The sequence below is a fragment of the Mycobacterium sp. genome, assembly GCF_035653355.1.
Taxonomy (GTDB): domain Bacteria; phylum Actinomycetota; class Actinomycetes; order Mycobacteriales; family Mycobacteriaceae; genus Mycobacterium.
On sequence record NZ_DASRBZ010000422.1, the window covers coordinates 1 to 3,486 of the forward strand.

Consider the following 3,486-nt stretch of genomic DNA (forward strand, 5'->3'; position numbering starts at 1 on the left):
GTCCAGGCCGGCTTGCGCACCGACTACCTGTTCCGACTGGCCAACCAGCGTGGCGGCATCGTGCTCGGTACCGGTGACCTCTCCGAGCTGGCGCTGGGCTGGTCGACATACGGTGTCGGAGATCAGATGTCGCACTACAACATCAACGGCGGCATCCCCAAAACCTTGATCCAGCACCTGATCCGCTGGGTGATCTCCTCCGGCCAGTTCGACGACGAGGTGTGTGCCACGCTGCAGTCTGTGCTCGACACGGAGATCACCCCCGAACTGGTGCCCAGCGGCGAAGAAGAGGAGATCCAGAGCAGCGAGGCAAAGGTCGGCCCGTATGTGCTGCAAGACTTTTCGCTATTCCAGGTGTTGCGATTCGGGTTCCGCCCCTCCAAGATCGCGTTTCTGGCCTACCATGCGTGGAGCGACCCGAACCGCGGCAACTGGCCGCCGGGTTTCCCCGAGGACAAGCGGCCGTCGTACTCGCTGCACGAGATCAGGCACTGGCTAAAGGTTTTCGTGCAGAGGTTCTACTCGTTCAGCCAGTTCAAGCGATCCGCCCTACCTAACGGCCCGAAGGTATCTCATGGTGGGGCATTGTCTCCGCGCGGCGACTGGCGCGCTCCATCGGACATGTCGGCGCGGACCTGGCTAGACGAGATCGAGCGCGGGATACCCGAGAAGTAGCGACAACCGCATTCGTTTCGCTCTACCCTTGACCAGTGGCCGCAGTCGGCGACCCGTACCTGGAAGCTGGAGCAATGGACAGGTTCGCACACGGCGTAATAGCCGTGGCGTGGCGCGCACTGGCTACGTCGACCGCGCTCGCGGCCATGGCCGTGTCTCCGCTGACCGGCTCTGCCATCGCGGAACCGCCAGCCACTCAGGTGATCACGGTGGTCGCTGTCGGCCCGAACGGGCAACCGATCAACGGCTACCACGAGACGCCGTCACCAGGCAACGTCACTACCGTCACCGACTGCAACACGCCGTCGCCGTCGGCTGTCAGCGACGACATCTACTCGTGCTCACCGAGCGCCGCGGATGCCGGCACCTGTTGGCCATCGACCGCCGGATCGCTGTTGTGCATCGACGATCCGTGGGATCAACGCCTGCACCGGGTGACCTATGGCGGTCAACTGCCCCAGGTACAGCCTCCTGCGGTGCAGGACCCGTTCGCCTTGGTTCTCGACGACGGCAGCCGCTGCCAGCTTCGCAACGGCGGCGCATGGGGTGGGCGCGATGACGGCTACGTCGGCGTGTACGGCTGCGGCGGCGCCAACTCGAACCTGGCGGTGCTGTGGCTGCCAAGCCAGGGTGCGGGCGCCTGCCTGGATCGCTCGTCCCCGACGTGGACGGTCAAAGTCGGGCAACTCGGTGCACCCAACGAACACTTCCCCCCGCCGCAGAGCCGTGGGGTGACGACTGTGTGGTTCGCCGGCAATGCCACGCCCGCGTGACCACGGGTCAATACCTATTGCGGCCCAAGGGCTGATCAGCTATCACCCATGGTTTGCGCACGGTTGCTTGGGCGCCAACGCCAAGATGATCGGACGGGCGAAACCGGTTGTGCTGACCGGAAACGCCCTATTGGAGTTCGACAAGAACGTGATTCCCCAACAGGCGTCGGGCAACAGGTAGGTGTGGGAGTACATACCCCAGGTACCGCCGTCCTTGGACAGCATCGGGAATCCACTGACTGAGCCGGGGTCGCCCGGCGGCGTGATCATCCACGCCAGTCCCTGGCACGTGCCGCAATCCGGCCCGATGCCCTGCCCGTTGTGCGTCAGCTGCAGGGCGGGCCATATCGCAGGCGCACTGTTGAAGCCGAGGTTGGCGGCGGTGAAGGCGGCCATGTCGGAGATCGTCGATACAAGTCCGCCACCGCCGGCGTATGCGTTGACGTTGTTCCAGTAACAGGGGGTGGCAACGCCGGCGCCGCAGGTCGGTTGAGCCATCGCGGGTGTGGGCGGAATCGGCTCCAGCACGGTGTTGGGCATTCCGAGTGGACCAGTCACCAGGTCGCCGACGAGTTTGGCGAAGTTCGGTACATCCGTGCCAGACGGCGCGTAGCGGTCGGCCAAGCTGGTGCCCAGCAGGGCGAACCCCCAGTTGGAGTACAAGTAGGCCGTGCCGGGCGTGTTGCGCAACGCGTCGCACGGCTGTTGCCACCCAGCGGTGAAACTCTGGTAGAGATCCGTGCTGCTGTAGTTCGCGTGCCCTTGCGGATTGGTCTGGCTCCAGGTCAGGTTTTTGGGATTTTCTTGCAACCCCGAATTGTGAGTCGCGAGCTCCCGCAGCGTAATTGGCGACGCGTTGGCGTTTCCGCAGCTACTCTTCGGTGCAACGTAGGGCTGCGGCAAGAACGACTGCAGGGTGTCGTCGAGCTGCACCACACCCCGTAACGACAGCTCGGCCAGCGCGGCCGCGGTGAACACCTTGGTTTCCGAGCCGAGTTCGTAGACGGTGTCCGAGGTTGTGGCTGCGGTCCCGTCGACGGCGGTGACGCCGCAGTTGATGATCGCAATGCTCGGTGCCGACGGATTGTTCGGCGAAGGGGACACCACGGCCAGCGACACTCCCGGCGTGATGGATCTCGGGTGCCGCCCTAGGAATCTCTGAACGTTGGACTGCACAACCGGAAGGATCGCCTGGGCGGCAGGAGTGGCGGCGCGGCACTGCTGCGCCGGGTTCGGCTGGCCGTACGCGCTCGGATACCCGATGGCGGTTGGCACTGCGAGCGCCGCGATCAGCAGCAGCGCTTGACGGCGCTTGCCGCGCCGGGCGTGGAATCCGTCCATCCACGCAACCGTAAATATTGCGACTCCCTTCCCCGCAGCAACTGGGCGATCGTTGCCGGAGCGTTACGGGACGCCGCTACAAGCGACCATCGACCCGCAGCTCGGGATGCACCCAGTTCGGGGATCGCCTCTCGACAAAGGCTAGGAATCCCTCGACGGCTTCGGCGCTTTCGATGCTGGCCTCCATCCCGATCCGGTCGTAGAGGCCCATATAGTTGTCCAGGCTGGCCTTCACGATGCGGCGTGCTCCGGGCGCGGTCCGGCAACACTGGGCCAGCACCTCACGTGCCGTGTCCATCAGCTGCTGGTGCGGCACCATCCGCGCCACCATGCCCCACTCGACGGCCTCTGCCGCGGTCAGCGTCCGCCCGGTGAACATGAGATCTCGCGTGCGGACCGGCCCCACGATGCGCGCCAGCATCTGGCTGTAATAGGTGTCGGCGATACCCCGATACAACTCCGGAACGCGAAAGGTCGCCCGGTCGCTGACCACCGCCACATCGCTGCACATCGCGATCTGCAGACCGCCGCCCTGGCACAGACCGTTGACCGCGGACACCACCGGCTTGGCCGACTTTCGCAGCGTGTCGAACGGCGTCACATCCATCGACAGCGCCGACCCGAATTGCATCCAGTTGTCGTTACCGCTCTCTGGCGGCGACCCGCTGCGCCCGGCTTCGCCGCGCTGGCGATCGCC

3 protein-coding genes and 1 pseudogene are annotated in these 3,486 nt (G+C 65.1%); 2 read left to right on the forward strand and 2 right to left on the reverse strand.

Translation table 11 applies throughout. From position 1 onward, the window contains the following. Together nadE and VFA16_RS14555 are read left to right on the forward strand one after the other, a co-directional pair. Window positions 1-675 (forward strand): annotated as a pseudogene (gene nadE, locus VFA16_RS14550) (NAD(+) synthase); the annotation flags it as partial. A 35-nt stretch (window positions 676-710) separates the two neighbouring features. After that, window positions 711-1,448, forward strand: a complete 738-nt coding sequence (locus VFA16_RS14555) for a hypothetical protein (RefSeq protein WP_414687721.1) — start codon at window positions 711-713, stop codon at window positions 1,446-1,448. 42 nt (window positions 1,449-1,490) lie between these two features. Here VFA16_RS14555 and VFA16_RS14560 read toward each other — a convergent pair whose 3' ends face one another. Together VFA16_RS14560 and VFA16_RS14565 are read right to left on the reverse strand one after the other, a co-directional pair. Further along, window positions 1,491-2,789, reverse strand: coding sequence for a serine hydrolase domain-containing protein (locus tag VFA16_RS14560; protein WP_324968498.1), 1,299 nt, complete (start codon window positions 2,787-2,789; stop codon window positions 1,491-1,493). A 76-nt stretch (window positions 2,790-2,865) separates the two neighbouring features. Next, a partial coding sequence (locus VFA16_RS14565; RefSeq protein ID WP_324968499.1) for an enoyl-CoA hydratase/isomerase family protein occupies window positions 2,866-3,486 on the reverse strand: 621 nt, incomplete at its 5' end.